The organism is Streptomyces sp. SLBN-118 (assembly GCF_006715635.1).
GTDB lineage: Bacteria > Actinomycetota > Actinomycetes > Streptomycetales > Streptomycetaceae > Streptomyces.
Genome location: NZ_VFNP01000001.1, coordinates 2,668,493 through 2,694,490, shown reverse-complemented (window position 1 = coordinate 2,694,490; position 25,998 = coordinate 2,668,493). Strand labels below are relative to the sequence as shown.

General features: G+C 69.7%; 23 protein-coding genes and 1 riboswitch. Of the genes, 11 read left to right on the top strand and 12 right to left on the bottom strand.

Annotation, left to right across the window (positions count from 1 at the left end):
* Positions 1-23: 23 nt before the first annotated feature.
* Positions 24-740, bottom strand: a complete 717-nt coding sequence (locus tag FBY35_RS11985) for a M50 family metallopeptidase (RefSeq protein WP_142213781.1) — start codon at positions 738-740, stop codon at positions 24-26.
* 49 nt (positions 741-789) lie between these two features.
* Between FBY35_RS11985 and FBY35_RS11980 the strand changes: the two genes are divergently transcribed.
* From FBY35_RS11980 to def, 8 genes are all read left to right on the top strand, one after another.
* Positions 790-1,605 (top strand): SOS response-associated peptidase, encoded by an 816-nt coding sequence (locus tag FBY35_RS11980; protein WP_142213780.1) that lies wholly within the window; start codon positions 790-792, stop codon positions 1,603-1,605.
* Positions 1,606-1,661: 56 nt separating this feature from the next.
* Positions 1,662-2,297 (top strand): alpha/beta family hydrolase, encoded by a 636-nt coding sequence (locus tag FBY35_RS11975; RefSeq protein ID WP_142213779.1) that lies wholly within the window; start codon positions 1,662-1,664, stop codon positions 2,295-2,297.
* A 253-nt stretch (positions 2,298-2,550) separates the two neighbouring features.
* Positions 2,551-3,216 carry a sigma-70 family RNA polymerase sigma factor gene (locus tag FBY35_RS11970; protein ID WP_222123125.1) on the top strand — a complete coding sequence of 222 codons (666 nt, stop codon included), beginning with the start codon at positions 2,551-2,553 and terminating at the stop codon, positions 3,214-3,216.
* A complete protein-coding gene (gene rsrA, locus FBY35_RS11965; protein WP_142213777.1) occupies positions 3,213-3,533 on the top strand; it encodes a mycothiol system anti-sigma-R factor in 321 nt (106 codons plus the stop codon). The genes FBY35_RS11970 and rsrA overlap by 4 nt, the downstream gene beginning before the upstream one ends.
* 170 nt (positions 3,534-3,703) lie before the next feature.
* Positions 3,704-5,140: an HD-GYP domain-containing protein gene (locus tag FBY35_RS11960; protein ID WP_142213776.1), complete on the top strand. Its 1,437-nt coding sequence runs from the start codon at positions 3,704-3,706 to the stop codon at positions 5,138-5,140.
* Between the two features lie 5 nt (positions 5,141-5,145).
* A complete protein-coding gene (locus FBY35_RS11955; RefSeq protein WP_142213775.1) occupies positions 5,146-6,429 on the top strand; it encodes an HD domain-containing protein in 1,284 nt (427 codons plus the stop codon).
* Between the two features lie 105 nt (positions 6,430-6,534).
* Positions 6,535-7,515 carry a hypothetical protein gene (locus FBY35_RS11950; protein ID WP_142215027.1) on the top strand — a complete coding sequence of 327 codons (981 nt, stop codon included), beginning with the start codon at positions 6,535-6,537 and terminating at the stop codon, positions 7,513-7,515.
* A gap of 59 nt (positions 7,516-7,574) precedes the next feature.
* On the top strand, positions 7,575-8,204 hold the full coding sequence (gene def / locus FBY35_RS11945) for a peptide deformylase (RefSeq protein WP_142213774.1): 630 nt from the start codon (positions 7,575-7,577) through the stop codon (positions 8,202-8,204).
* Between the two features lie 14 nt (positions 8,205-8,218).
* Here def and FBY35_RS11940 read toward each other — a convergent pair whose 3' ends face one another.
* Complete coding sequence (locus tag FBY35_RS11940; RefSeq protein ID WP_142213773.1) at positions 8,219-9,187, bottom strand: helix-turn-helix domain-containing protein; 969 nt, start codon at positions 9,185-9,187, stop codon at positions 8,219-8,221.
* A gap of 82 nt (positions 9,188-9,269) precedes the next feature.
* On the opposite strand from FBY35_RS11940, the gene FBY35_RS11935 reads away from it, so the two are divergent.
* A complete protein-coding gene (locus tag FBY35_RS11935) occupies positions 9,270-9,653 on the top strand; it encodes a hypothetical protein (protein WP_142213772.1) in 384 nt (127 codons plus the stop codon).
* Positions 9,654-9,722: 69 nt separating this feature from the next.
* On the opposite strand, the gene FBY35_RS11930 is transcribed toward FBY35_RS11935, so the two are convergent.
* The 7 genes from FBY35_RS11930 to FBY35_RS11895 form a co-directional block, all read right to left on the bottom strand.
* Positions 9,723-10,754 (bottom strand): ribonucleotide-diphosphate reductase subunit beta, encoded by a 1,032-nt coding sequence (locus FBY35_RS11930; RefSeq protein ID WP_142213771.1) that lies wholly within the window; start codon positions 10,752-10,754, stop codon positions 9,723-9,725.
* Positions 10,754-13,120: a ribonucleoside-diphosphate reductase subunit alpha gene (locus FBY35_RS11925; protein WP_142213770.1), complete on the bottom strand. Its 2,367-nt coding sequence runs from the start codon at positions 13,118-13,120 to the stop codon at positions 10,754-10,756. Before FBY35_RS11925 ends, FBY35_RS11930 begins: the two co-directional genes overlap by 1 nt.
* A 127-nt stretch (positions 13,121-13,247) precedes the next feature.
* A riboswitch (cobalamin riboswitch) is annotated at positions 13,248-13,391 on the bottom strand.
* A 949-nt stretch (positions 13,392-14,340) separates the two neighbouring features.
* A complete protein-coding gene (locus FBY35_RS11915) occupies positions 14,341-14,970 on the bottom strand; it encodes a hypothetical protein (protein WP_142213769.1) in 630 nt (209 codons plus the stop codon).
* A gap of 8 nt (positions 14,971-14,978) precedes the next feature.
* The gene (locus FBY35_RS11910; protein WP_142213768.1) at positions 14,979-16,199 is read right to left on the bottom strand and encodes a (Fe-S)-binding protein; all 1,221 of its coding nucleotides are present in this window, start codon (positions 16,197-16,199) and stop codon (positions 14,979-14,981) included.
* Positions 16,196-17,575: an FAD-binding oxidoreductase gene (locus FBY35_RS11905; protein ID WP_142213767.1), complete on the bottom strand. Its 1,380-nt coding sequence runs from the start codon at positions 17,573-17,575 to the stop codon at positions 16,196-16,198. The genes FBY35_RS11910 and FBY35_RS11905 overlap by 4 nt, the downstream gene beginning before the upstream one ends.
* Entirely contained in the window at positions 17,575-19,236 is a 1,662-nt protein-coding gene (locus tag FBY35_RS11900) for an L-lactate permease (protein ID WP_142213766.1), read from the bottom strand. The genes FBY35_RS11905 and FBY35_RS11900 overlap by 1 nt, the downstream gene beginning before the upstream one ends.
* 203 nt (positions 19,237-19,439) lie before the next feature.
* On the bottom strand, positions 19,440-19,886 hold the full coding sequence (locus FBY35_RS11895) for an ATP-binding protein (RefSeq protein WP_260848590.1): 447 nt from the start codon (positions 19,884-19,886) through the stop codon (positions 19,440-19,442).
* 250 nt (positions 19,887-20,136) lie between these two features.
* Between FBY35_RS11895 and FBY35_RS11890 the strand changes: the two genes are divergently transcribed.
* Positions 20,137-20,817: a GntR family transcriptional regulator gene (locus FBY35_RS11890; protein ID WP_142213765.1), complete on the top strand. Its 681-nt coding sequence runs from the start codon at positions 20,137-20,139 to the stop codon at positions 20,815-20,817.
* Positions 20,818-21,516: 699 nt separating this feature from the next.
* Here the strand turns inward: FBY35_RS11890 and mctP are convergent.
* From mctP to FBY35_RS11870, 3 genes are all read right to left on the bottom strand, one after another.
* Entirely contained in the window at positions 21,517-23,142 is a 1,626-nt protein-coding gene (gene mctP / locus FBY35_RS11880) for a monocarboxylate uptake permease MctP (protein ID WP_142213764.1), read from the bottom strand.
* On the bottom strand, positions 23,139-23,402 hold the full coding sequence (locus FBY35_RS11875; RefSeq protein ID WP_142213763.1) for a DUF3311 domain-containing protein: 264 nt from the start codon (positions 23,400-23,402) through the stop codon (positions 23,139-23,141). Before FBY35_RS11875 ends, mctP begins: the two co-directional genes overlap by 4 nt.
* A gap of 259 nt (positions 23,403-23,661) precedes the next feature.
* A complete protein-coding gene (locus tag FBY35_RS11870; protein WP_142215025.1) occupies positions 23,662-24,429 on the bottom strand; it encodes a GntR family transcriptional regulator in 768 nt (255 codons plus the stop codon).
* A gap of 285 nt (positions 24,430-24,714) precedes the next feature.
* Here FBY35_RS11870 and FBY35_RS11865 point away from each other — a divergent pair, with 285 nt between their 5' ends.
* Positions 24,715-25,998, top strand: coding sequence for an extracellular solute-binding protein (locus FBY35_RS11865; protein WP_142213762.1), 1,284 nt, complete (start codon positions 24,715-24,717; stop codon positions 25,996-25,998).

Genomic DNA, 25,998 nt, shown 5'->3' with positions numbered 1-25,998 from the left:
TCCGTCCGCACGCCGGCGGGTGTTCACAGGCCCAGCAGCCAGCGGCCGCCGCCGATCAGAGAGCACAGGGACACGGCATGGAACAGAAACAGCCACATCGCAGCCGGTACATGGGTCAGCCGGGACAACTGGTCGGCGTCCGAGTCCGGGGCCCCGCCGTGACGGCGCTTGGACTGGAGCTCGAAGGCCGGCCGTACGCCGCCGAGCAGCAGGAACCAGACGGCCGCGTAGGCGAAGGCGGACTGTACTTCGGGTTCTGTCAGCCACGACACGAGGAGAAAGGCGGCCCCGGTGAGGATCACGGTGAGGGCGCCGTACGCATTGCGGATCATCACCAGCATCGCGATGAGCAGGGCGGTGGCCAGCCACAGAAGCAGCGTGACGTGGTGCGCTGCGAGCAGCCAGGCGCCGCCCAGTCCGAGGAGCGGCGGCGCGGTGTAGCCCGCGGCCGCCGTAAGGATCATGCCGATGCCCGTGGGCTTGCCACGGCTGACCGTGAGGCCGCTGGTGTCGGAGTGCAGCCGGATGCCGTCGAGCCGGCGGCCGGTGAGCAGCGCGACAAGGCCGTGGCCGCCCTCGTGGGCGATCGTGATGGTGTTGCGCGAGATCCGCCATATCGGGTGGGGTGCGACGGCGCCGAGAGCGATCACCCCGGCGATGACGACAAGCCATTCGTCGGGGGCGGGCTGAGTACCGATGACGCGGTCCCAGAGATCGGTGGCGGACTGTGTGATGGCCATTTCTCGGGCGGCTCCTCGGGCGGCGGGCAGGAGTGGCAGTCTGGCACTCATGTGCGGACGGTATGCAGCGAGTCGTAGGCCCGAGGATCTCGCAGGACTCTTCGAGGTCGAGAAGTGGGATCCGGAGGAGACGCTGGCGCCCGACTGGAACGTGGCTCCCACCAAGGACGTCTACGGGATTCTCGAGCGTCCTGTGAAAGACGCCCCGGATCCGCGTCCGGTTCGCCAAATGCGGGCGCTGAAATGGGGTCTCGTGCCGTCGTGGGCCAAGTCGCCCGAGGGCGGGGCGCGGATGATCAACGCGCGGGCCGAGACGATTCACGAGAAGCCGTCCTTCCGCAAGCCGTTCGTCTCGCGGCGCTGCATCCTGCCGGCGGACGGCTATTACGAGTGGGTGACCGGGGCGGGGGAGCGCGAACTCGAGGTCGAGGGCAGGAAGAAGCGCCCGCGGAAGCAGCCGTATTTTGTGACGCCTGCAGACGGATCGGTGTTCGCGATGGCGGGGCTGTACGAGTTCTGGCGGGACCGGACGCTGCCGGACGACCATCCGCGGGCGTGGTGGGTGACCTGCTCGGTGATCACGACGGAGGCGGAGAAGGGACCGCTGGGGGTGTCCCCGGAGGAGGGCCCGCGCTCGCTCTCGGACATCCACCCGCGGATGCCGCTGATGCTGACTCCGGACCGCTGGGACACATGGCTGGACCCGTCGAAGACGGACCTGGACGAACTGCGGACGATGCTGGAGCCGCCGCCGGAGGGGCTGATGCGGGCGTACGCGGTGACGACCGCGGTCAGCAATGTGCGGAACAACGGGCCGGAGCTGGTGGAGGAACTGGCGGCCCCGGAGGAGGGGACGCTGTTCTGACACCACCCCGTCGCGGCGCGGCCGTGTCGCACGCCTCGCGGGGGCAGGATGGAAGCGTGAGTCGGATCGAGATCGTGGAGACAGACGCCGGCGAGGCCCGCGTCACCTGGCATGCCGCCCGGAGTGCCCGGCTGGTGCTGGGGCTCGGGCATGGGGCCGGGGGTGGGATCGAGGCGCGGGATCTGCAGGCCGTCGCCCACACACTGACCGCGGAGGGGGTCACGGTCGCATTGGTGGAGCAGCCCTGGCGGGTGGCCGGGAAGAAGGTCGCCCCCGCGCCCAGGACGCTTGACGCCGGATGGCGCGGCGTCTGGCCGGTACTGGCGAAGCCCGGGCTGCCGGTCGTCGCCGGTGGGCGCAGTGCGGGGGCCCGCGTCGCCTGCCGGACCGCGGCCGAGCTAGGAGCCGCCGGGGCGCTCGCGCTGAGTTTTCCGTTGCATCCGCCGGGCCGTCCCGAGAAGTCCCGCGCCGACGAACTGCTCGGCGCGGGGGTGCCGGTCCTTGTCGTGCAGGGCGGCAATGATCCTTTCGGGAAGCCCCCGGAGTTCCCCGAGGGGGCCTACGAGCTCGTGGAAGTCCCGTACGGGGATCACGGGTTCGCTGTCCCCAAGCGCGCCGGGGTCAGCGAGAGCGAGACGCTGCGGGTGATCACGGACGCGGTGTGGGACTGGGCCCGCGGGCTGCGGGAATGATGCGCACGCACACGCGGTTGTAGCGGACATCGGGACGTCAGTCACGGAGAGACGTCAGTCACAGAGCATGGAGTAGGGAGTCCGCCGCATGGGTTCGACCATCTGCCCGAGCCGCTCGCACGCCGCTGACCTGGAGTGGACGGTGCTTTCTGCGGCCAAGGCCGCCCCGGTTCGGGCGGCGGGCGGAGTGGATCGTCGTCTATCCTCCGATTCGAGCGGGTCCGCATTCGGTCTCGCCACAGCGTTGGAGGAGGTGGGTCCGGTCACTGGGACCGACGCAGGGACCGACGACGGCCAGGCGGGGCAGCCCGAGGAGACCGCTGCCGAGCGCAACGCCCGTTTCGAGCGGGACGCTCTCGGCTTCCTCGACCAAATGTACTCGGCCGCGCTGCGTATGACGCGTAATCCGGCTGACGCCGAGGATCTCGTGCAGGAGACGTATGCCAAGGCGTACGGATCCTTCCACCAGTTCCGTGAGGGCACGAACCTCAAGGCGTGGATGTACCGGATTCTCACGAACACCTTTATCAACTCGTACCGCAAGAAGCAGCGCGAGCCCCAGCGCAGTGCCGCCGAGGAGATCGAGGACTGGCAGCTCGCGCGCGCCGAGTCGCACATGTCGACCGGGCTGCGCTCCGCGGAGTCGCAGGCCCTCGATCATCTGCCGGACTCGGACGTCAAGGCGGCGCTGCAGGCCATTCCCGAGGAGTTCCGTATTGCGGTCTATCTCGCCGACGTAGAGGGCTTTGCGTACAAGGAGATCGCGGACATCATGGGAACACCCATTGGGACGGTGATGTCCCGCCTGCACCGGGGCCGTCGTCAACTGCGGGGCATGCTTGAGGATTACGCGCGCGAGCGCGGACTCGTACCCGCCGGTGCGGGGGAGTCGAACGAAGCGAAAGGCTCGGGCTCATGAGCTGCGGAGAGCCGCACGAGACGGACTGCTCTGAGGTCCTGGACCATCTCTATGAGTTTCTCGACCGTGAGATGCCCGAGGGCGACTGCGTGAAGTTCGAGGTGCACTTCGAGGAGTGCTCGCCGTGCCTGGAGAAGTACGGTCTCGAGAAGGCCGTGAAGAAGCTGGTCAAGCGGTGCTGCGGACATGACGACGTACCCAGCGATCTGCGGGCCAAGGTCCTGGGGCGCATCGATCTCATCCGCTCGGGGCAGGCCGTGCCCGACCAGGATGTGACGATCACGGGCGCGGAGCTGCCGGGCCTCGCCCAGGAGTAGCCGACGAGCACGAGCTCGTACACGTGTGCAGGGTGTGCCGCGATTCTCGCGGCACACCCTGCTCGTATGTTCACCCACGTGTCACCCGTGCGTGCGAACGAAGCGCATCCGCCCGCCGTTCACCCCTCAACTCGCTAGCCTGGCGCTCGATTTGAGGAGGGGGCTGGGCGGTGACTGTCATACCGGCGGCGGCACGTGCGTACATTCTCGGTGCCGTGCTCTGCGCCGTCGCATGCGCGCTGCCGCTGCTGCCCGCCGTGCGCCCCGGCACCTCGGTGCCCTGGAGCGCGCTGCTGCTGCTCGCGGGTCTGTACGCGGTGTGCGAGCTGCCCGCCCGCTGCCGCTGCCCCGGTGACCGGGTGCCGGTCGGCGCCGGGTCCTTCTTCCCCGTACTGCTCGCCGCGGCCTTTCTGCTGCCGCCCCCCGCGGCCGCGCTCGTCGCCGTGCCCGGCGCGCTGCTGGGCCGGGTGGACCAGCGCCCCGCGGGCGTACGGCGGATCTGGCGCACTGCCCGGCTCTCCCTCGCGACCTGGGGCGCGGCGCAGGCGTATCTGGCGCTCGGTGGTGGGCAGACGCTGCGCGCACCGGACTTTCCCTATGTGCTGCTGCCCACCGCGGCCGGAGCACTCGCGTTCTGTCTGGTGCTGACCGCCCTCGACGGCGGCATCCTCGCCACCGCGGAACAGCTGCCCGTACGCGGTGCCTGGCGCGGGCTGCTGCTGCGCTCACTGGCGCCACACCTCGTGCACGGGCTGGCAGGGCTGATGATGGCGGTGCTGTGGCGCAGTCCCTACGGGCCGCTGTCGGCGCTGCTCGTCCTGCTGCCGATGTACATCTCCTGCTGGATCTTCGCGCAGTACCACCGTGAGCGGGCCGCGCATCAGGCGACGATACGGGCGCTGGTGCAGGCCGTCGACATCAAGGACAAGTACACCCGCGGTCACAGCGAGCGGGTCGGGCGCGCGTCCGTGCTCATCGCGCGCGAACTGAGCATGGACGAGGGGCGCCTGGAGGTGCTCAGGTTCGCCGGGATCCTGCACGACGTGGGGAAGCTCGGGGTGCCGACGCGGGTGCTGCGCAAGGACGGTCCGCTGACGCCGCAGGAGCGGCGGATGATCGAGCTGCACCCGGAGTACGGGCACGAGATGGTGCGCGGGATCGGATTTCTGGGCGAGGCGCGGGCGGCGATCCTGCATCACCACGAGCGGCTGGACGGCAGCGGATATCCGTACGGTCTCGTGGGGCCGCAGATCCCCGAGTTCGCGCGGGTCGTCGCGGTGGCGGACGCGTTCGACGCGATGACCTCGACGCGTTCGTACCGCCGGGCGCGGCCGGTGGCCGCGGCGCTGGAGGAGCTGAAGCGGTGCGCGGGGACGCAGTTCGACCCGCAGATGGTGTGGGCGCTGGCGCAGGCGCTCGCGCGGCACGGCTGGGAGACCTCGGTGACGTCGGACGAGCCGGTCGCCGGAGCGGCGCGCGGAAACGTCTCGCCACAGCCGGAGCGGGAGCCGGGGCCGGAGCCGGAGCCGCCGGTCCGGGTCCCGGTCCGTGCGCAGGTCCGTGCGCCCCTGCCGGAGCGCGACAACCCCGCGGGCGGGCCGGGGTGAGCCTGATGGCCGGGGGCGCCGTTCGCGGCGTGTACGCCGCCGCCGCTCTGCTCACCGGCGGGGCCTTCGCCCTGACCTTGTGGCAGGGACTCGAGCAGCCCGCAATCGCCCTGGCCTTCGGGGCGTTCATCGCCGTCGGGGAGATCGCCCGCTGGGGTGCCCTGCCGGGGGAGCGCGAACCCGCGCCCCTCGGCGCCGCGGGAGCTCTCGCGTACGCGCTGCTCGGAGAATGCGCCGGGCGGCCCACGACGCACGGCGTGCTGCAAGTCGTCCCTGTCGTCGTCGCGGCCGCGCTCGTCGGTGCCGTGCCCCATGTGGCGCGGGGCAGTGGGCCCGCGCTCGATCATGTGGCGCGGCGGGTGCTGACCGTCGGCTTCGCCGCCGCGTGCTTCCAGCCGCTGTACAACTCCGGCGAGTTGGGGCGCTGGATCGGGCACGGGGCGTACTACGCGCTGTTCCTCGTCGTCCTGCTCCTGCTGACCGCCGTGTGCGACGCCGTACTCGCCGCCGCGATGCTGCATGCCCGCACCCTCTCCCGCGGCGCCGGGCGCAGGGGAGGCAGCCCCGTCCCGTACACACCACTGCTGCGCGACGAGCTCAGAGCTCTCCTCGGCATAGGGTCGGCCGTCTGCGCGACCGGAGCCGTGATGGCGCTCGCCGTCGCCGTGGCCGGACTCTGGGCGCTGCCCGTGTTCTGCGTGCCGCTGCTGCTGACACAGCTGTCCTTCCGCCGGTACGCGGCCGTGCGGACCACCTACCGGCAGACCATCGCGTCCCTTGCGCGGTCCACCGAGATCGCGGGATACACACAGCCCGGCCATGCGCGCCGGGTCGCGGCGCTCTGCACGGCCGTAGGGCGCGAGCTGGGGCTCTCGGGTGCTGATCTGACCGTTCTGGAGTACGCGGCCCTGATGCACGACATCGGGCAGCTCTCGCTGCTGGACCCCGTTCCGGACGGGGCCACCGCCCTGCTGCCCGTCGCCGAGCAGCGGCGGATAGCCCTGCTGGGGGGCGCGGTTGTACGCCAGACCGGCGTCCCGGCCGCCGTCGCGGTCGTTGTCGAGCTGCAGGCCGACCCGTATCGCGAACAGCCACTGCCCGCCCGGATCGTCCGCGCCGTCAACGCATACGACGATCTCACCGGGGGAAGCGGAGGAACAGCGGGCGGAGCGCTCGGCGCACTCGAACAGCTGCGTCTGGGCACTGGGCGGGACTACGAGCCACAGGTCGTCGAATCGCTGGCGAGAGTCCTCGCCCGAGGCGGTCTGGCCCCAGTGCCGCCTGGGTAACCCATGGGTAATGAGCGAGTCTCCAGCTCGGCATGGTTGGATGCGAAGGAAGGCACAAAGCACGTGTCCGGGGGCAGTGACCCGAGCGACCGGCAGGCGGGAATCGTGAGGATCTTCGGGAAGGTACGGCATCGGCCCTCCGCCTCGTGGCGGCAGGCCACAGACCGCGCGTTCACGCTGATCGGCGACGGCCGGTACGAGGACGCGGGCGCGCTGTTGACAAGGGCGGCGGACCTGGAGCCCTGGCTCTCGGAGTCCTGGTTCAACCTGGCACTTCTGCACAAGTTCCGGCACGACTGGGAGCAGGCCCGCGCCGCCGGCCTGCGGGCCGTCGCGCTGCTGGACAAGGAGACCGGCGCCCCCGACTGGTGGAACGTCGGGATCGCCGCCACCGCCCTTCAGGACTGGCCGCTGGCCCGCCGCGCCTGGCAGGCCTACGGACTCAAGGTGCCCGGCGCTGCCGCCGCGAACGGCGAGCCGGTCGGCATGGAGCTCGGCAGCGCCGCCGTACGGCTGTCGCCCGAGGGCGAGGCCGAGGTGGTGTGGGGCCGCAGGCTCGATCCGGCACGGATAGAAGTGCTCTCGATCCCGCTGCCGTCCTCCGGGCGGCGCTGGGGCGAGGTCGTCCTCCACGACGGTGTGCCCCACGGAGAGCGGACCACCACCGCGGGGCCTTCTTACCCTGTTTTCGACGAGATCGAGCTCTGGGCGCCCTCTCCCGTACCCACCTGGGTGGTTCTGCTGGAGGCCGCGACCGAGGCCGACCGGGACGCCCTGGAGCGGCTCGCCTCCGACGCCGGCTTCGCCGCCGAGGACTGGTCCTCCTCCGTGCGGCTGCTGTGCCGGGCCTGTTCCGAGAGCCGGATGCCCAGCGCCGAGGGCGAGGGTGAGCATCTGGACCCGCACGACCACAGCGAGCCGGGCCACCCGGGACCGCTGGGCCACCGCACCGCGGGCGATCTGTGGTCGCCGGAGCGCGAGTGCGGGATCGCCGCCCCCGCCGGACTGGTCCGGGGCCTGCTGGACGGCTGGGTCGCCGACAGCCCGGGCAGCCGTGAGTGGCGGGATCTCGAAGAAGTCTGCTGACCGCTGGCCGTAGGCTGTACGGGATCGATTCGGGTTCCCAGGAAGGCGCAGAAGCGGCCATGGCGCAGCAGCAGACGGACGAGCAGGTGAACGACGGCTTCGTCGTCGACACGGAGAACTGCGAGGAGCGCGAGCTGGCGTACCGCGAGCGCGGCACGGCCCGCCCGATCACGGTCGTCGGCAACCCGGTGCTCCACAAGGAATGCAAGGACGTCACCGCGTTCGACGACAAGCTCGCGGCGCTGATCGACGACATGTTCGCCAGCCAGAAGGCGGCGGAGGGCGTGGGCCTGGCCGCCAACCAGATCGGCGTGGACCTGAAGGTCTTCGTGTACGACTGCCCCGACGACGACGGTGTACGTCACACGGGTGTCGTCTGCAACCCGGTGCTCGAAGAGCTGCCGCCGGAGCTGCGCATTCTCGACGACTCCAACGAGGGCTGCCTCTCCGTCCCGACCGCCTACGCCTCGCTGGCCCGCCCCGACTATGCGATGGTGCGCGGCCAGGACGCCGAAGGCAATCCGATCAAGGTGCGCGGCACGGGCTACTTCGCCCGCTGCCTCCAGCACGAGACGGACCATCTGTACGGCTACCTGTACATCGACCGGCTCTCCAAGCGGGACCGCAAGGACGCGCTGCGCCAGATGGAAGAGGGCACGCCGCGCTACGAGACCGTCCCCAACGACTGATACGGGGCGGTGCGTCACGCGACGTGCAGCGGGTCGCCCCGGAATGTACGGCGGTAGGCGTGCGGAGTGGTGCCGAGCGTCCGAAGGAAGTGGTGGCGCAGGGCGGCTGCATTGCCGAATCCGGCGCGCCCCGCGATCGCGTCCACCGTCTCGTCCGTCGTCTCCAGCAACTCCTGTGACAGCAGCACCCGTTGGCGCAGCAGCCAGCGGTAGGGAGTGGTGCCCGTCTCCTGCTGGAAGCGGCGGGCGAAGGTACGCGGGGACATGTGGGCCCGGGCGGCGAGCTGCTCGACGGTCAGCTCGACGTCCAGATGCTCCTCCATCCACGACAGCACCCCACCGACCGTGTCGCACGAGGTGCGCGGCAGCGGGCGGTCGATGTACTGCGCCTGGCCGCCGTCGCGGTGCGGCGGCACCACCATGCGGCGCGCGATGGCATTGGCGACCTCGGGGCCGTGCTCTTGGCGTACGACATGGAGGCAGGCGTCGATCGCCGCCGCGGTGCCCGCGGAGGTGATCACCGGCCCCTCGTCGACGTACAGCACATCGGGGTCGACGAGGGCCCGCGGATGGCGCTCGGCCAGGGCACGGGCGTGCCGCCAGTGGGTGGTGCAGCGCCGGCCGTCGAGAAGGCCGGCGGCACCGAGGACGAAAGCGCCGGTGCAGACGCTCAGCACACGCGCACCGCGGTCGACGGCGCGTCGCAGCGCGTCGAGCAGCTCCTGCGGATAGGCGCGTGTCGGGTACGAGCCGCCGGTGGGCACGGCGATGAGATCCGCGTCCTCCAGCCGTTCGAGGCCGTACGGAGTGCTGATGGTGAACCCGGCATGCGTGCGCAGGACGGGACCCTCGGCGGAGACCGCCGCGAAATCGTACACGGGCAGTCCGTCGTCGCTGCGGTCGAGGCCGAAGATCTCGCTGACGACCCCGAGCTCGAAGGGATGCACGTCCTCCATGAGGACGGCGGCCACGTTGTTCAGCATGGAACCATTGTGGCAGCAATTCGATGTTTCATGACAGTCCTGCCACTGACTTTCTTTGCGCGCGAGGACGACAGTGGACGGCATGAACACATTCCTCGACTACCTCTTCGTAATCGCCCTCTTCGGGCTCATCCTTCTTCCCGCGCTGGTGGGACAGGCCAGGGAGCGGATCGTCGACCGCCAGCTGCGCGAGGCCGAGCTGGGCCGGGCGGATGTGCGCCGGGCCAGGCTGCTGCAGGCCGAGCTGCGTGAGGCCCGGCGTCGTTCCGCGGCCAGTGAGCCGGTCGGTCCGCCAGTCAGCGAGCCGGTCAGTCCGCTCGCCAGCGCGCCGGCCCGCTCGCGGGTCCGTACAGCGGTCCCGTCGCGGACGCTCGTGCGCCACGGCCGGGCGGATGCACCCCTGCAGCCGCCCGGCCGCATCTCCCGTCCCCCCGTGACGGGAGAGACCTGTGAGGCCCAGAACTGAGGCCTGGGGTCTGTCGTTCGGATCTTGCCGGGTTCGCTCACTGATCCGGGCTGTTCCAAACGACAGACCCTAAAAGTCGTCGTCGAAGCCGACCGAACCCTCAACCGCCACCTGGTAGGCGGACGGACGGCGCTCGAAGAAGTTCGTGAGCTCCTGGACGCCCTGCAGCTCCATGAAGGAGAACGGGTTCTCCGAGCCGTAGACCGGGGCGAAGCCGAGCCTGGTGAGCCGCTGGTCGGCGACGCACTGCAGGTATTCGCGCATCGACTCGGTGTTCATGCCGGGCAGACCGTCGCCGCACAGGTCGCGGCCGAACTGCAGCTCCGCCTCTACCGCCTCCTTCAGCATGTCGGTGACCTGCTGCTGGAGTTGGTCGTCGAAGAGCCCGGGCTCCTCCTTGCGAACCGTGTCCACGACCTCGAAGGCGAAGTTCATGTGCATGGTCTCGTCGCGGAAGACCCAGTTGGTGCCGGTGGCCAGGCCGTGCAGCAGGCCGCGGGAGCGGAACCAGTAGACGTACGCGAACGCGCCGTAGAAGAACAGCCCCTCGATGCAGGCCGCGAAGCAGATCAGGTTCAGCAGGAATCGCCGCCGGTCGGCCTGCGTCTCCAGCCGTTCGATCTTCTCGACCGAGTCCATCCACTTGAAGCAGAACTGGGCCTTCTCGCGGATGGAGGGGATCTCCTCCACCGCGTCGAACGCGGCCGCACGGTCATCCGGATCGGGGAGGTAGGTGTCGAGCAGCGTCAGATAGAACTGGACGTGCACGGCCTCCTCGAAGAGCTGGCGGCTCAAGTACAGCCGCGCCTCCGGGGAGTTGATGTGCTTGTAGAGCGTCAGCACCAGGTTGTTGGAGACGATCGAGTCGCCGGTCGCGAAGAATGCCACCAGCCGGCCGATCATGTGCTGCTCGCCCGGCGTGAGCTTGCCGAGGTCGGCGACGTCGGAGTGGAGGTCGACCTCCTCGACGGTCCAGGTGTTCTTGATCGCGTCGCGGTAGCGCTCGTAGAAGTCCGGGTAGCGCATCGGACGCAGGGTCAGTTCGAAGCCCGGGTCCAGCAGGTTCTTGTCAGGCACAGTCGTGTTCTCGGTGGTGCTCATTACTGGCAGGCCTCGCAGGACTCGGGGTTTTCGAGGGAGCAGGCGATCGCGTCGGCGTCGGGCGCGGATGCCTGCTGCACGGGGATGGCCGCCTGCGACTGGGCGGCGCGGGCGATCCGGGTCGCCGGGCGGGATCGCAGGTAGTACGTCGTCTTCAGGCCCTGCTTCCAGGCGTACGCGTACATCGAGCTGAGCTTCCCGATGGTCGGCGTCTCCAGGAACAGGTTCAGCGACTGCGACTGGTCCAGGAACGGAGTGCGGGCGGCGGCCATGTCGATCAGGCCACGCTGGGGGATCTCCCACGCCGTGCGGTACAGCGCGCGGACGTCTTCGGGGATCCAGTTGAAGCCCTGCACCGAGCCGCTGGACTCGCGCAGCGCCTCGCGGGTCTGCGCGTCCCATACGCCCAGCTGCTTCAGCTCCTCCACGAGGTAGGCGTTGACCTGGAGGAACTCACCGCTGAGCGTCTCGCGCTTGAACAGGTTGGAGACCTGGGGCTCGATGCACTCGTACACGCCCGCGATCGAGGCGATCGTCGCGGTCGGTGCGATGGCAAGCAGGAGCGAGTTGCGCATGCCGCTCTTCGTCACCCGCGCGCGCAGGGCGTCCCAGCGCTCGGGCCAGTTGAGCTCGACGTCGTAGTGGTCGGGGTGCAGGACGCCACGGGCCGCGCGGGTCTCGGACCAGGCGGGCAGCGGGCCGTTGCGCTCGGCGAGCGCGCAGGACGCCTCGTACGCGGCGAGCATGATCCGCTCGGCGATCCTTGTGGAGAGCGCCTTCGCCTCGGGGGAGTCGAAGGGCAGGCGCAGCTTGAAGAAGACGTCCTGCAGACCCATCGCGCCGAGGCCGACCGGACGCCACCTGGCGTTGGAACGGCCCGCCTGCTCGGTCGGGTAGAAGTTGATGTCGACGACCCGGTCGAGGAAGGTCACGGCGGTACGGACGGTCTCGTCGAGGCGCTCCCAGTCGATGCCGTCGCCCGTGACGAACGAACCCAGGTTGACCGAGCCGAGGTTGCAGACCGCCGTCTCGCCGTCGTCGGTGACTTCGAGGATCTCGGTGCACAGGTTCGAGCTGTGCACGACCCGGCCCGGCTCGGCGGTCTGGTTGGCGGTGCGGTTGGAGGCGTCCTTGAAGGTCATCCAGCCGTTGCCGGTCTGGGCGAGCGTACGCATCATCCGGCCGTAGAGCTCGCGGGCGGGGATGGCCTTGCGGGCCAGGCCGTCGGCCTCCGCCCTTCGGTACGCGGCGTCGAACGCGTCGCCCCACAGGTCGACCAGCTCGGGCACATCGGCGGGCGAGAACAGCGACCAGACGGCGTCGGCCTCGACGCGGCGCATGAACTCGTCCGGGATCCAGTGCGCGAGGTTGAGGTTGTGCGTACGCCGCGCGTCCTCACCGGTGTTGTCGCGCAGCTCCAGGAACTCCTCGATGTCCGCGTGCCAGGTCTCCAGGTAGATCGCGGCGGCCCCCTTGCGCCGGCCTCCCTGGTTCACCGCGGCGACCGAGGCGTCGAGGGTCTTCAGGAACGGCACGATGCCGTTGGAGTGCCCGTTGGTGCCGCGGATCAGCGAACCGCGGGCACGGATACGGGAGTACGACAGGCCGATGCCGCCCGCGTGCTTGGACAGGCGAGCGACCTGGTGGTAGCGGTCGTAGATCGAGTCCAGCTCGTCCAGCGGAGAGTCCAGCAGGTAGCAGGACGACATCTGAGGGTGACGGGTCCCGGAGTTGAAGAGGGTGGGCGAGGAGGGGAGGTAGTCGAGCCTGCTCATCAGCCGGTAGAGCGCGGCAACTTCCTCCAGGGCGTGCACGGAGTTGTCCGCGGCCAGGCCGGAGGCGACGCGCAGCATGAAGTACTGCGGCGTCTCGATCACCTGACGGGTGATCGGATGCCGCAGGAGGTAGCGGCTGTAGAGGGTGCGCAGCCCGAAATAGCCGAAGCGGTCGTCCGCGTCCGGGTCGATCAGCGTGTCCAGCCGGGCGGCGTGCAGCGCCACGAACTCGGCCGTGCGGTCGGCGATCAGACCCTCGCGGTGGCCGACCGCGACCGAGGCCGAGAAGGAGACCGCGCCCTGTCCGGCTGCCTCGTCGGCGATATGACGGGTCAGCAGACGGGCCGCCAGCCGGGAGTAGGCCGGGTCCTCGGAGATCAGCCCCGCCGCCGCGTCGGTGGCCAGGCTCCGCAGCTCTGCCGCGTCCGAACCGGCGTGCCGGCCGCGCAGCGCGGCGGCGGCGACACGGCCCGGGTCGGTGTCCGGCAGATCGGCGGTGAGCCCGGTCAGGGTCCGCAGAAGCGCGGTCCCGGGGCCGTCGGCCACCTGCTCGCAGATGCCTGAAGCCGGATCGGCTGGCGCGATGGTCACGTGGTGCTCTCCCTCGCTCGGCTCTGGGCCGGCGGGGGAAGGCGGCACGGGCGCGCGTCACAGGGAACGGCTCACCGCGTCCACCGGCCCAACCGCGAGGCCCGGACGTCTCGGCACCCGGTTCGGTCGAGCCGGATGCACCGTCGGCAGGTCTTCGGACTGGTGGGGCGCGACAAAGCGCACCGCATCACACCGTTGCGGGACAGTTCCGGATTCACACCGGATTCCCCTGCGGCGACAGCGAGGACGAGCATACATGTGGGGGCGGGGAGTTGCCGCACCCACCACATGTTGTGTCGGGGCGGCTACGGCGCGCGGGGTGCGGGGTACGCGGTGTGCCTGCGGCGGGCTGCTGCCCACCCCGCCGGATGCGACCTTCGGCCGCATGTCCTCAAACGCCGGACGGGCTGAACTGGGCAGGGGAGAGACCCGGACGCCCGTCACGTGGGTACCAGGCGGCGAAGTCCTCGTCACACCACAGTCCGTCCAGCCGGTCGCGCACCCATATCGCCGTCGTACCACCCGGGTTGCTCGCCCGCGCGATCTGCGCAGTCAGAGGCGGGACTTGCTCACCGGAACGAGGACGGAGCGACAACGGGCACCTCGACAGCTGCATCGGTCATCGGAACCACCCGAGCATGCCCGTTGATCATGCTGCCGCACCGCGAAACTCCAAGATCCCCGACAGAGTCAAGCTGAATGTGAGCGGGGCTGGGACGGAGCCCCAGTTGAGGGAAGGGGCGGGGTGGGGAAACAACCCCCGCACAGCCAAAGGGCCGCAGTGGTTATCTAGGTTTGTCAAGTGAAGTTACAGGTGAATGGGCTAAGAAGCGGTTCTGGCAAGTTAGGCAAGTCTCCGCAGCGGCCGTCTACTCCAGACGGGGCCTGGGCGGTGACTCTCGTCTGCGGTGCGCGTTGGGTGTGTCGTGCCACTGCTGTATGCAGCTCCAGCAAGGCCAGCGCTGCCCCGGTCGGCAAGCCTCAGTAGTTGCCCTTCCTCTTGACCTCCGATCAAGGTGAAGCGGGGCGCACCCTGCTGAGTTTCGTGGTCTCACTGGCCTTGCCGGGACTCGACGCGCAAGCACTTGCCCGGCCCGCACCACGGCCTGTCCGCGCCGACCGGAACTCGCCGTTCACCGGCGTCATGTGGGTCTCCTCTGCCGTACGCGGGCGTGGAACCGGTGTACGGGCCGGTCGCCGGCTGCGCAGGAAGTGAGGACTCATGGCAAGCCACCCGTCCAGTCGGGCAGTTGCGCCGGGAGGGACACGCCTCTCGGCGCGCGCCGGGGCGGCTGCGGGGGAGGCGGAGGCTGGGGAGGCGGTGGTGGGGAAGGTGCGGGGCGGATCCCGAACAGCGAACCGGCGGCGGCCGCCAGTTCAGCAGCGCATGCCACCGACGCTTCGGGTGGGACGGCCATTCCGCGCAGTGCTCCTGCGAACGTGTCCTCCACCAGGTTCAGCCGGCTCGGCAACTCCCCTGGTCGGGCGGGGCCGGCGCGAGAGGGGCCGGCCAGGACGGTGAGTACCTCGTGGGCCTTGGCCTGCACGAGGGCCCAGCCGCTCGGCGGCGGGACGGGGCCGTCGCCGGGACTGTCAGCCCCGGTGGCGGGTAGCCCGAGGGCTCTGCGGACCCGGTGGCCGACGCCGGCGTGCCATTCGCTCAGCGTGCCCGTGAGGTCGGCGTGGAGCCCGTCGAGGAAGGCCAACAGTACTGCCGCGCCCGCTGACCGCCCGGCGGGGTCGTCCGCTGCTCGTGTGTGCGGGGGGCCGTCCTGGAGGAAGGCCCGCAGCCGTCCGAGGCTCTGTGCCGCGCGTTCGGTTGCGGCATGGCAGGCGTAGTCGGTGGGCATCGGCTTCCTCAGGACTTCCCGGTCTCGGCCTCGTCGGCGGGCTTGGGTTCGCGCGCCATGGCGAGGAACTCGGCGAGGTGCACGGCCCGGACGCGGGAGCGTCGGCGGCGCAGTCCTTGCTGGAGCTGGCGCAGGCAGCCGGGATTGACGGCGATGATGTAGTCCACGTCCATGCGGTCCAGGGCGTCGAGTTTCGGGTCCAGTAGGGCGCGGCTGTCGGACGGCCGCAGCATCGCGTAGGTGCCGGCGGCTCCGCAGCACTCGCCTGCGCCGGGCAGCTCGACGTAGTCGGCGACAGCGGCGATGAGGTCCCGGGGCGGACGGGTCACTCCGAGTCCGTTGCGCAGGTGGCAGGAGTCCTGGAGGGTGGCCCTGGCCCTGCGCCCGTCGACCGCGACCTGGCCGGTGGGCCGGTGTCCGGCTCTGTCGAGGTATTCACTCAGCTCCCGGACCCGGTCCCGGCCCAGGTGGTGGGCGAGGTGGGCGGCGCATCCGCCGGCGGTGGTCACGATGGTGCCGGGGAGTTGCTCGCCGAGGGCGTGGGCCAGTGCCTCGCCGGTGCGGGAATCGCCGTTGTGGGCGTGCAGTGCGCCGCAGCAGCCCTGCCGGGAGGGAACGGTGATCTCGGGGCACAGCTTCTGGACGGCGCGGGAGACCTTGGGGTACAGGCCTCGTTCGACGCAGCCGAGCATCAGGGATGTGGGTTCTGTCGCGGTCTGGGAGGACTGCTCGGCGGGGTTGCCGCCGTCGCGGGCGTGGCGTACGAGGGCCTGGAGCCGCAGCAGCCCGGGGTGCGAGACCAGCGCCATCAGGATGCGTGCGATCCAGGGCCGGTTGCGGCCGCGCCACTGGTGGTCACGCCACTGTTCCAGCATCTGCCCGTATTCCACTCCGGCGGGACAGACGGTCTCGCAGGCACGGCAGCCCAGGCAGAAGGACGATTCCTCGGTCAGGGTCGGGTCGTCCTCGTCGAGGCGGCCTGTTTCCAACGCTCTCATCAGGGTGATACGGCCGCGAGGAGAGGAGGTCTCCTCGCCGGTGAGGGCGTAGGTGGGGCAGGCCGGCAGGCAGAATCCGCAGGAGATGCACCGGTCCAGCAAGTTCTTGTCGAAGATGCCGCGGCCCTGTTCCGGCTCCGGCCCGGCGGCCGGACCGGTCGCAGAGGTGCCGCCGCCGGTGTGGCCGTGCCCGGTCCGGCTGGCGTCGTTGACGTTGGTGGGGTCGGTCATGATCCGAGCTTTCCGGGGTTGAGGATCCCTGCCGGGTCGAAGGCTTTCTTGATGCGGCGCAGCAGTGCGATCTGGTCGGCGCCGATCCTGTCAGCCAGGTAGGGCAGCTTGGCAGCGCCCACGCCGTGTTCGCCGGTGATGGTGCCGTCCAGGGCGATGGCGGTGGCGAAGATCTCCGCGAACGCCTGGTGCGCGCGGTCGATGGCCGCGTGGTCGTCGGGGTCGAGGACGCAGGTGGGGTGGAGGTTGCCGTCGCCGGCGTGCCCGAAGGTGGCGATCGTCAAGTCGTGGCGGGCGGCGATCTCGTCGATGCGGTCGACCATCTCGGCGAGCCGGTGGCGGGGCACGGTGGCGTCTTCGAGGATGGTCAGTGAGCCCAGGCGGGAGAGGGCCGGCAGCGAGCAGCGGCGGGCGGCCAGCAGGGCGTCGGCGCGGGCCACGTCCTCGGCGAGGGTGACCTCCAGCGCGCCGGCTTGTGTGCATACCTCCTGGATGCGGGCGAGGTTGGCGGCCACGGCCTGGGCTGTGCCGTCGTCGCCGAACAGCAGCAGCGCCCCGGCGTCCCGTCGCAGGCCGAGCCCGGCGAACTCCTCGACCGCCGCGATGCACTTGCGGTCGAGGAACTCCAGCGTGGCCGGGACGATGCCGGAGGCGATGACGGCCGCCACGGCCCGGGAGGCGTCGGCGAGGGAGGCGAAGTAGGCGACGCCGGTGCCGGTTTCCGCGGGGGCGGGCAGCAGCGCCACGGTGACCTCGGTGATCACTGCCAGGGTGCCCTCGGAGCCGGTCAGCAGCCGGGTCAGGTCGTAGCCGGCCACGTCCTTCCACAGCCGCCCTCCGGTGCGGATGACCTCGCCGGTGGGCAGGACGGCCTCCAGGCCGAGTACGTAGTTGCGGGTGACTCCGTATTTCAGCCCGCGCAGGCCGCCGGCGCAGGTGGCCACATTGCCGCCGACGGTGGAGACGGTGCGGCTTCCGGGGTCCGGCGCGTAAAGCAGCCGGGCCCGGGCCGCGGCGTCGGCGAGGCGGGCTGTGGTCACCCCGGTCTGGACGCGGGCCAGTAGTTCTGCGGCGCTGACCTCCAGGATGCGGTCCAGCCGGGTCAGGACGAGGACGATGCCGCCGGTCAGGGGCACGGTGCCGGCGCACAGGTTGGAGCCGGCTCCGCGTGGCACGACCGGGATGTCGTGCTCGGTGGCGTAGCGGAGGACGGCCGCGACCTCGTCGGTGCTGCCGGGGAGCACCACCGCCTGCGGCAGGGCGTGGAAGAGCGGTGTGGCGTCGCGGGCGTAGGCGGCCAGAGCGCCGAGGTCCACCCGTACGTGTTCCGGCCCGACGAGAGCGGCTAGGTCTCGGGCCAGGTCCGTGCGGGTCATCAGCGCACCACCATCCAGTCCAGCACCGGTGTCGACTGCAGATAGACCAGCAGGCAGACCGCTCCGAGCAGTCCGAGGCCCCATCCGACCACACGTCGGAAGAGTTCGCCCTCGCGGCCCTCCAGCCCCACCACCGCGGCAGCGATGGCCAGGTTCTGCGGGGAGATCATCTTGCCCAGCACACCACCGGTGGTGTTGGCCGCGCCGAGCAGGTAGGGGGACATGCCGGTCTTCTGGGCCGCGGTGAGCTGCAGAAGACCGAACAGGGAGTTGGAGGAGGTGTCGGAGCCGGTGACGGCGACCCCCAGCCAGCCGACGATGGGAGAGAGCAGGGCGAACGCCGCGCCGGTCTGGGCCAGGAAGAGACCGAGCGTGACGGTCTGCCCGGACATGTTCATCACATAGGCCAGGGCGAGGACCGCCATGACCGTGACGACGGTCCAGCGGAACTGCCGCACGGTGCCCCCGTACGCGCGGGCGCCCCGCGTGATCCCGATGCCGTAGATCGCGGCGGTGATCAGACCGGCCAGCAGCAGGATCGTGCCACCGGAGTTGAGCAGGTTGAAGTTGAAGGTCGCGGAGGCGAGCGGCTTGCCGGAGGCGTTGACCACGTCCAGGCCGGGCCAGGCGAACTTCCACCCCGAGTGGGCCTCAAGCCAGGTCTTCACCGGTCCGAACGTGGCCACTGCGAAGAGCACCACCACCGTCAGGTAGGGAGCGAACGCCATCAGAGCGGATCCCTCACCCGTGCGTCTGCGCCGGTCCACGGTCTCGGAGACCACCGCGTCGGCGGACGCGTCCCCGACGAGGACCGGCGCCTGGCCCTGCGCCGCCAGCGTCTCCTTGGGCTGCCAGACGCGCAGCGTTACGACGACGGCCAGGGCGCCCGCGAAGGCCGCCACGATGTCGGCGATCTCGTAGGAGAGGAAGTTGGCGCTGATGAACTGGGCGGCCGCGAATCCGAAACCGCCCGCGAGGGCCACCGGCCACGTCTGCCGCACACCGCGCCTGCCGTCCACCATGAACACCAGCAGCAGCGGCACGAACAGAGCCAGCAGCGGCGTCTGTCGCCCCACCATCGCGCCCAGGTCCGCGGCGTCCAGGCCGGTGATCTTCGCCAGGGTGGTGATCGGCACCGCGATGGCACCGAACGCCACGGGTGCCGTGTTGGCCACCAGGGAGACCGTGGCGGCCTTCATCGGCCGCAGCCCGACCGCCATCAGCATCACCGAGGAGACCGCCACCGGGGTACCGAAGCCGGCGAGCGCCTCCAGCAGCGCGCCGAAGCAGAAAGCGATGATCACCGCCTGCACGCGCTGATCGGCCGACAGCGACCCGAACGCCCGCCGGAGCACTGCGTCCCACCCTGTGAGCTCTGTGAGCTTGTAGATCCACAGGGCGTTCAGCACGATCCAGATGATCGGGAACAGGCCGAAGGCGGCTCCCTCCCCCGCTGCCAGAGCCGCCTGGCCCACAGGCATCTCATAGGCGAAGACCGCCACGCCGAGGGCCGCGGCGAGAGCCATCAGCGATGCCTTCCACGCCTTCCAGCGCAGACCACCCAGCAGCACGAACAGCATGACCAGGGGAAGCGCGGCGCACAGCGCGCTCCACCCCAGTGACCCTGCGAGGGGGTCGAAAACCTGTTGGTAACCGTTCATGTCGAGCTCCTTGCCTCTTGCGATGGCCTACTTGTGGCCCCCGTCACCCCTGAAGGTGCCGCCGATTGTTTGACAATCGCTCTTGTCTGTCAATGGTTCCGGCGTGACATCTGCAGGCGTACTTCTCGGCCGTAGCCGCGACCGCCTGCCGGGGACCCAGACCTTCACTGCGACGACGCTGCCGTCCGCGTCGCGGGGTCGGCTCACGCCACGCGGAGATCCGCCCATCGAGTGACCCCGCCCGGATGGACACGGGCGCCGCACCGGAAAGACAGTGCGGCAACGATCGCGATCCCGCGGCCGTGCTCTTCCGGCAGGGTGTCGCGGACCCCTCGCCGGCGCTGTGCCGCCGGACCGGCGTCGGTGACCTCGACGCGCAGAGTGCAGCCGCCGTGACCCGTGACGCGGGACAGTCGCAGGGTGGCCGGCGGGAGAGCGTGCATGACCGCGTTCGTGATCATCTCCGAGACCACGAGGAGGGCGTCGTCCGCGACCTCGGGCGCAAGGTCCCAGTCGGTCAGGACGGCGCGGACGCGGCGGCGTACGGCGGCGAGTGCCTCAAGGATGCGCGGCAACGGCAGGACCTCTTCGGCGGCCTCGGGCCGCATCCATCCGGAGCGGGCAGTCGCGCCTTCGTTCGACTTGTTCATGACGTGCCCCTGGCTAGTCCACCGGCGCGACCAGGGCAGGCGCGGCGTCTGGCGCACGGTTTCCGGCCGACCCGACGGCAGGGTCGACAGCGCGCGGGGAGTCGGCCATGACGAGCTCCTTGCCTTTACAGATGCTCTTCGAGGCCCCCGTTCACCCGATGAGAGCGATTGTCAGACAATAATTTGTTGTCTGTCAATAGGCCTGACTTGACATCTGCGACAATGGATCTGTTCCCTCACGGAGGTGCTCATGGCCCAGGACGCCGCTCTCAGGCTGTCCACCGTCTCGGTCGTCGAGGCGCTCGCCGCATCGCTGCACGACCGCGTGCTCGACGGGCAGATTCCCCCTGGTACAACCCTCGCCGAGACCGAGATCGCGAACGAGTACGGCGTCTCCCGGCCCACGGCCCGAAGCGCCATCACCGCCCTGGTGTACGAGGGACTCCTGCACCGCGAGGCCAACAAGGCCGCCTACGTCCCCCGCTTGACCCGCGCGGACGTGGAGGACCTCTTCCTGATCCGCACCCCCTTGGAAACAGAGGCGGTACGGGTCCTGGTGGAGCGCGGCACCGTCCCGGTGACCGCCGCCGAGCGCGCGATCACGGATCTGGAGCGGCTGGGGGACGACGCGCCCCACAGCGCCTTCGTCGAACCGGACCTGCGTTTCCACCAGTCCCTGATCGACGCCGTAGGCAGCCCCCGGCTCAGCAGGCTGTACCGGGGTATCAAGGGGGAAGTGCATTTGTGCATGGCCCAGACGCAGCACACCCTGGGACGCGAACGCATCGTCGCCGAACACGGCCGGACACTGGAGGCGCTACAGGCCGCAGACGTCGACGAGGCGGTCGGCCGCATGCGAGCACATCTCGACGGCGCCTGCCGCTCACTGCGGCGGGTCTTCGAAACAGAGGACGCCAGCGGCAGGCGATAGCGACGGGGGAATCCTAAGCCTTGACCAGGCGTTCCAGCAGGCACCGCTCCGCCGGCCGGCCTGCGCCTGAGCGCCTCGGTCGCCAGCTGCCGCATGCGGGCCGGCCCGCTGGACCCGAGCGCGTCGGCGCGGTCCTCGCTTGCCGTCGGCGAGTGGCTGGCCGACCAGCCGCTCGGCCAGCCGATCCCGATTGGGTTGTGCGAATCCCGCGGGCCTCCAGATGGGCCTCGGCCACCCGTCGCGCACATCCTGCGGCATCCGCGTACTCGGCGTAGCCGTCCGTGGCTCCGAGGACCGCTTAGAGGGCGTTTGAAGTAGGCAGATTGCCTAGGAAGTGATCGCCTACAGCGGAGACCTCGACGCACTCATGACGTCGCTCCGCGACGTCCGCCAGGGCTGAGACTCCCCGCCGTCACCCACACGGGTGCAGCTTGCCCCTGACTGATGCGGCAATCTGGCTGTTCATCGCCGCTGAGCGTCAACTCTGCTGACCTGGCGACACGTTGAAGATCAAACGATGTGTGTTCATTCGATTACTCTGTGCGCTGCCCGGCCATGTTCTGGGCCACGTCCCTGGGCACCCCGGAGCGGACCCATCGCGTGATCGCGGAGCGCCGGAGCATGTGCGGCCGGGCCGCGAACCCCGCCCCCCGCCAGGGGACCGCCGCGGCCCTCGTGCCAAGCCCGACCGTCGGACCGTCAGTGACCCGCGCCCGCCGTCGCCGACGGCAGTTCCGCCTTCACGCCCGGATCCCCCGCGTCCGCCGTGTAGTCCGACGGCGACGTCTCGTCGACACCCTCCGGCGCCTTCACCGCCCGCAGTACGAACGTCAGCACCACCGTCACCACCACGTTCAGCACGAACGCCGTCAGACCGATGTACCCGATCTCGCCGAAGCCGGGGATCTCCGCGGACGAGCCGCCGAAGTGCTTCTGCGTCGGGCTGGCCACTCCGTACGCCGCCGCAGTGCCGTAGATCATGCCCGTCGCCCAGCCGGCCAGCAGCGCCCAGCGGTGGAACCAGCGGGTGAACAGGCCGCCCACCAGCGAGGGGAAGGTCTGGAGGATCCAGATACCGCCCAGGAGCTGGAAGTTGATGGCCACCGTCTTGTCCATTGTCAGGACGAAGACCAGGGAGCCGACCTTCACCAGGAGCGACACGAGCTTGGAGACCTTGGTCTCCTGCGCGGGCGTCGCGTCCGGCTTGATGAAGTCCTTGTAGATGTTGCGCGTGAACAGATTCGCCGCCGCGATCGACATGATCGCCGCCGGCACGAGCGCCCCGATACCGATCGCCGCGAAGGCGACACCGGCGAACCAGTCGGGGAACATGTTCTCGAACAGCTGCGGGATGGCCAGCTGACCGTTCTTCACCTTCACGCCCGCCGCGATCGCCATGAAGCCGAGCAGCGCCAGCAGGCCCAGCATCAGCGAATACAGCGGCAGAATCGTGGTGTTGCGCCGGATCACGTCACGGCTGCGCGAGGAGAGTGTCGCCGTGATCGAGTGCGGATACATGAACAGCGCCAGGGCGGACCCGAGTGCCAGTGTGGCGTAACCCCACTGGCCGGCCTCGGCCGGTGCCAGTGCGCCCCGTGGCTTGTCGGTCGCCGGGTTGATCTGCGCGAACGCGTCGCCCGCCTTCGCGAAGATGTCGTCGAAGCCGCCGAGCTTGACCGGGATGTAGATGATCGCCACCGCGATGACGATGTAGATCAGCGTGTCCTTGACGAAGGCGATCAGCGCCGGGGCACGCAGTCCGGAGGAGTACGTGTACGCCGCGAGCACACCGAAGGCGATCAGCAGCGGCAGGTCCTTGACGAACCAGTTCGTGGCCTCGCCGCCACCGACCCCCATCACGTCGAGTACGGCCTGGATGCCCACCAGTTGGAGCGCGATGTACGGCATCGTCGCCAGGATGCCGGTGACGGCGACCGCCAGCGACAGGCCCTTCGAGCCCCAGCGTCCGCGGACGAAGTCCGAGGTGGTGACGTAGCCGTGCTTGTGCGAGACCGACCACAGCCGTGGCAGGAAGGTGAAGATCAGCGGGTAGACGAGGATCGTGTACGGCACGGCGAAGAAGCCCGCCGCGCCCGCCGCGTAGATCGCCGCGGGGACGGCGACGAAGGTGTAGGCCGTGTAGAGGTCGCCGCCGAGCAGGAACCAGGTGACCCAGGTGCCGAACGACCGGCCGCCCAGCCCCCATTCGTCGAGGCTGTCGCTGTCGGCCCTGCGCCAGCGCGCGGCGAGGAAGCCCATGACGGTGACGGCCAGGAAGAAGAAGATGAAGACGCCGAGTGCGACGCCGTTCACGCCGTCGTTCACTTCGACGCACCCCCCTTGCGGGCACGCTGGTCGCGCTGCCACAGCTTGTAAGCGATCATGGTCAGCGCGGTGGAGATGAGCACCCAGAGCATCTGGTACCAGTAGAAGAACGGCATGCCGACGAACGTCGGCTCGGTCTTCGCGTACGAGCCCACCCAGAGCATCGCGACGAACGGCGCGACGAGGCAGAGGGCGACGATCACGCGCACCGGCGTGATCACTGGTTGTTTCTCGTCCGTCACTTCCGTCACTTCTGACATACGGCGGGCTCCGTCCCCTCGCGCAACACCAGGTGTATTGCGCAGGAAATCTAGGGGAGGGTTCGACCGGCGTCACCCGCGTCCGCATATCGGTACGGCAACGACTCGGCGTAACGCCTCGTCAGCAGCAGAACATCCCCGTTGCGGGGTCCGGCTTCTGGCGGTCCGTCCGAGATGAACGCACGTGGTCGTCCTCCCGTCGCTTGCGATGACGGGAGGACCGTAGAGCAGGAAGGCGACCCGTGCTAGACCACGTGCCCTACTCGGCCTGCGGGCGCTGAAGCCGCGCGACGAACTTGTACCGGTCCCCGCGGTACACCGAACGCACCCACTCCACCGGCTCGCCCTGCGCGTCCAGCGAGTGGCGCGAGAGCATCAGCATCGGCAGGCCCACGTCCGTGCCGAGAAGCCCGGCCTCGCGCGGGGTGGCGAGCGAGGTCTCGATCGTCTCCTCGGCCTCGGCCAGATGGACGTCGTACACCTCCGCCAGCGCGGTGTAGAGCGAGGTGTACTTCACCAGGCTGCGGCGCAGCGCCGGGAAGCGCTTGGCCGAAAGGTGTGTCGTCTCGATCGCCATCGGCTCGCCGCTCGCGAGCCTCAGCCGCTCGATCCGCAGCACCCGACCGCCGGTCGAGATGTCCAGCAGTCCGGCCAGCGTGTCATCGGCCGTGACATAGCCGATGTCCAGCAGCTGCGAGGTGGGCTCAAGGCCCTGGGCCCGCATGTCCTCGGTGTACGAGGTGAGCTGGAGGGCCTGCGAGACCTTGGGCTTGGCCACGAAGGTGCCCTTGCCCTGGATGCGCTCCAGGCGGCCCTCGACGACCAGTTCCTGAAGCGCCTGGCGCACCGTGGTGCGCGAGGTGTCGAACTCGGCCGCGAGCGTGCGTTCCGGCGGCACGGGCGTGCCGGGCGGAAGCGTTTCGGTCATGTCGAGCAAGTGGCGCTTGAGCCGGTAGTACTTGGGCACGCGCGCGGTGCGGGCCACTGCCCCGCCCTCGGCTTCGGTGCCGCCCCCGTCCGTCGTCATGGCCCGCCTTCCCGACTCCTGTGCTGCTGCCGTCACCGGCTCCTCCGTCTGTCGCGGCTCACATGGTGGCACGGCACGGTCACGGGATCCTCGCCTGCCCTCAGGTGTCGGTCCGATAACGGACCCGACTGCCCTTCTTATACACCCTTGACACCCCTAAAGGTCTAGGCCAAGCTCCGGGTACTGGTCTAAACCATTAAAGACCAGGTCCCAGCCCCACGAGCAGTACTCGTCGTATGTCTTCGCGGTGGGCGGGGGGTTGCAGGCATCCCTGAGGAGGGTGGCGTGAAGCGCAAGCTCATCGCGGCGGTAGGCGTCGCGGGCATGATGATCGGCCTGGCGGCCTGTGGCGATTCGGACAAGGGCGGGGACAAGGCTGCCGGCAGCGACGCCAAGGAACTGACCGTCTGGCTCACGGTCGACGCGCAGAACAACTGGCCGGATCTGGTGAAGGCCGCCGACGCGGCGGTCGTCAAGAAGCACCCGGGCATCAAGATCAAGCACGAGTACTACGGCTGGCCGGACAAGAACGCCAAGCTCGACGCCGTCCTCGCCACGGACAAGGCCCCGGACGTGGTCGAGATGGGCAACACCGAGATGCTCGGCTACATGACCAAGGGCGCGTTCGCCGAGGTCGACCCGAAGAAGTTCGAGCAGTCGGACGCGTGGCTGGACGGTCTCAAGGAGTCCGTCACGTACGAGGGCAAGACCTTCGGTGTCCCGTACTACGCCGGTGGTCGTGTCGGCACCTGGCGCAAGGACATCGCCACCGAGGTCGGCGTGAAGACGGCCCCGAAGACGTACGCGGAGCTCACCGCCGCGCTGGACAAGATCCAGGAGAAGAAGGGCGACAAGTTCAGCGCCTGGTACCAGCCTTCGCCCGACTGGTACGCCGCGATGTCCTTCGTGTACGACGCGGGTGGCTCCATCGCCAAGAAGGACGGCGACCAGTGGAAGGCCAACCTCTCCTCGCCCGAGTCCCTCAAGGGCCTCAACACGTACAAGTCGATCCTCGACAAGTACATGCACGGCGACAAGACGAAGGACGAGTCCGACCGTCCGGTCGTCTTCGGCCAGGGCAAGTCCGCGACCATCTTCAGCGCGGCCTGGGAGGGCGGCACCGCCGCCGCCCCGGAGAACGACAAGGTCGGCAAGCTCGCCGACAAGCTCGAGAACTTCGTGATGCCCGGCCCGAACGGCAAGGCCCTCCCGGTCTTCCTCGGCGGCTCCGACCTGGCCGTCCCGGTCAAGTCCAAGGCACAGGACGTCGCGGCCGAGTGGATCAACGCCTTCACCGGCGCCCAGGGCCAGAAGGGTCTGCTCGCCAAGGGCAACCTGCCCAACAACAAGACCGACCTGGCGACCCTGAAGAACGACCCCAAGACGGTCGTCCCGGCCACCGCCGCCGAGTCCAACTGGTTCGTGCCCATGGCGCCCGGCTGGGGCCAGGTCGAGAAGGCCCAGACCCTCAAGACCATGCTGCAGGAGATCGGCACCGGCAAGAAGTCGGTCGCGGACGCCGCGAAGGCAGCGGACGCCGCGATCGACAAGGTCATCAACACCAAGTGA

Excerpts from the sequence above, each read along its gene's own strand:
- FBY35_RS11985 (WP_142213781.1), bottom strand. The coding sequence starts at position 740 with ATGGCCATCACACAGTCCGCCACCGATCTCTGGGACCGCGTCATCGGT.
- FBY35_RS11980 (WP_142213780.1), top strand. The coding sequence starts at position 790 with ATGTGCGGACGGTATGCAGCGAGTCGTAGGCCCGAGGATCTCGCAGGA.
- rsrA (WP_142213777.1), top strand. The coding sequence starts at position 3,213 with ATGAGCTGCGGAGAGCCGCACGAGACGGACTGCTCTGAGGTCCTGGAC.
- FBY35_RS11955 (WP_142213775.1), top strand. The coding sequence starts at position 5,146 with ATGGCCGGGGGCGCCGTTCGCGGCGTGTACGCCGCCGCCGCTCTGCTC.
- def (WP_142213774.1), top strand. The coding sequence starts at position 7,575 with ATGGCGCAGCAGCAGACGGACGAGCAGGTGAACGACGGCTTCGTCGTC.
- FBY35_RS11940 (WP_142213773.1), bottom strand. The coding sequence starts at position 9,187 with ATGCTGAACAACGTGGCCGCCGTCCTCATGGAGGACGTGCATCCCTTC.
- FBY35_RS11935 (WP_142213772.1), top strand. The coding sequence starts at position 9,270 with ATGAACACATTCCTCGACTACCTCTTCGTAATCGCCCTCTTCGGGCTC.
- FBY35_RS11930 (WP_142213771.1), bottom strand. The coding sequence starts at position 10,754 with ATGAGCACCACCGAGAACACGACTGTGCCTGACAAGAACCTGCTGGAC.
- FBY35_RS11915 (WP_142213769.1), bottom strand. The coding sequence starts at position 14,970 with ATGCCCACCGACTACGCCTGCCATGCCGCAACCGAACGCGCGGCACAG.
- FBY35_RS11910 (WP_142213768.1), bottom strand. The coding sequence starts at position 16,199 with ATGACCGACCCCACCAACGTCAACGACGCCAGCCGGACCGGGCACGGC.
- FBY35_RS11905 (WP_142213767.1), bottom strand. The coding sequence starts at position 17,575 with ATGACCCGCACGGACCTGGCCCGAGACCTAGCCGCTCTCGTCGGGCCG.
- FBY35_RS11900 (WP_142213766.1), bottom strand. The coding sequence starts at position 19,236 with ATGAACGGTTACCAACAGGTTTTCGACCCCCTCGCAGGGTCACTGGGG.
- FBY35_RS11895 (WP_260848590.1), bottom strand. The coding sequence starts at position 19,886 with ATGAACAAGTCGAACGAAGGCGCGACTGCCCGCTCCGGATGGATGCGG.
- FBY35_RS11890 (WP_142213765.1), top strand. The coding sequence starts at position 20,137 with ATGGCCCAGGACGCCGCTCTCAGGCTGTCCACCGTCTCGGTCGTCGAG.
- FBY35_RS11875 (WP_142213763.1), bottom strand. The coding sequence starts at position 23,402 with ATGTCAGAAGTGACGGAAGTGACGGACGAGAAACAACCAGTGATCACG.
- FBY35_RS11870 (WP_142215025.1), bottom strand. The coding sequence starts at position 24,429 with ATGACGACGGACGGGGGCGGCACCGAAGCCGAGGGCGGGGCAGTGGCC.